Source organism: Kitasatospora sp. NPDC054768 (genome assembly GCF_053612025.1).
Genome location: NZ_JBSHBN010000175.1, coordinates 17,956 through 19,342, shown reverse-complemented (window position 1 = coordinate 19,342; position 1,387 = coordinate 17,956). Strand labels below are relative to the sequence as shown.

Here is a 1,387-nt window from a genome sequence, read left to right as displayed (position 1 = left end):
AGGCCGTCGCGCCAGGCGGTGAGGAAGTTGCGGGACCAGTGGGCGGTGGGGACGACGTCGACGAGGTAGCGGTCGGAGCCGGGTACGGACTCATCCGGTCGTCCGGGGGCGGACGGTTTCCGGCGGTGCCCCGGCGGCGCGGGCCGGCGCGGGCCGTTCCGGGAGGTTGCGCCGGCCGCGGACCGTCAGGGTGATCAGGCCGCCGCGCGGTAGTGCAGGGCCTGCGCGTTGAGCAGCGGCACCGGACCCGGACGGTCGCCCAGCAGGCCGGCGGCGGCCATCCCGAGGCCGCCGACGATTCCGCCGATGCTCCGGACGCTGCGCGGCGGGATCCGGCGGATCAGATGCGGATGGCGGTGACGACGTGGTAGTCGACGAGGCCGTCGCGCCAGGCGGTGAGGAAGTTGCGGGACCAGTGGGCGGTGGGGACGACGTCGACGAGGTAGCGGTCGAAGCCGGGCCAGACCTCGGCGCCGATGGACTCCGTGGTGATGTCGGTGAAGCCGAAGCGGGTGAGGGCGGCGGTGAAGTCGTCGAGGGGGTGGGCGACGTCGAGGCCGTCGGCGAAGCTGGCGAGGAGGATCTTGAGGCGCTCGGCGATGTCGGCGCCCGGGGCGGTGAAGAAGGTGGTCACGACGAGCCGGCCGCCGGGGCGCAGCACGCGGGCCGACTCACGGGCGAAGCCGGTCAGCTCACGGAAGTGCTGGGCCGCCTCGACGGAGAAGACGCCGTCCAGATAGCCGTCGGAGAAGGGGAGTTCGTCCGCCGATCCTAGGGTGTACGCCAGCCGATCGGGGTACGTCGCCAGGGCTCTCGCGTTGACGGCACGAGCCCGCTCGATCTGGTCCGGGTGGATGTCCACCCCCGTCACCCCCGCGAAGCGGAACTCCCGCAGTGCCAGCGCCGAGCCCAGCCCGCGCCCGCAGCCCACCTCCGCCAGCCGCAGCCGTTCGCGCGGCTCGGGGAACTCCCGCAACGCCCGCCGGTAGAGCTGCTCCTGGCTGCGTACCCGGTCCTCGGTGGTCGGGGCGGCGAGGTCGATCCCTTGCCAGTAACCGAAATTGATGAAGCCTCCGGCGAAACTGGCGACTTTGGCCAGATCATCGGTGCCGTAGGTCTTGCGCACGGTCGGGGGGATGCGGTTGTGATCCATGGGCCGCTGGGTCTCCTGCTCGGTGGGCGCCCGGCCGTCGGGCGCGCCGAGGTACGTACCCAAACCTGTGGTGGTCCGAACACGGTACGTGATGGGTGAGGGCCCCGGGGACAGTGGGGGCGTGGGGGTGGTACCGGGGGGGGGGGGGGCCACCACCCCCCCCGGGGCGGGGGCCCGGGGGGGGGGGCCCCGGCGGCCATAACGCGGAACGAACACCGGGTGAGCCCCAAGGTG

Annotated in this window: 1 protein-coding gene; it reads right to left on the bottom strand. The window is 73.1% G+C overall.

All coding sequences use genetic code 11. The features are described from left to right. Positions 1-340: 340 nt before the first annotated feature. The gene (locus tag ACWGKU_RS34880; protein WP_401051732.1) at positions 341-1,153 is read right to left on the bottom strand and encodes a class I SAM-dependent methyltransferase; all 813 of its coding nucleotides are present in this window, start codon (positions 1,151-1,153) and stop codon (positions 341-343) included. Between the last annotated feature and the right edge of the window lie 234 nt (positions 1,154-1,387).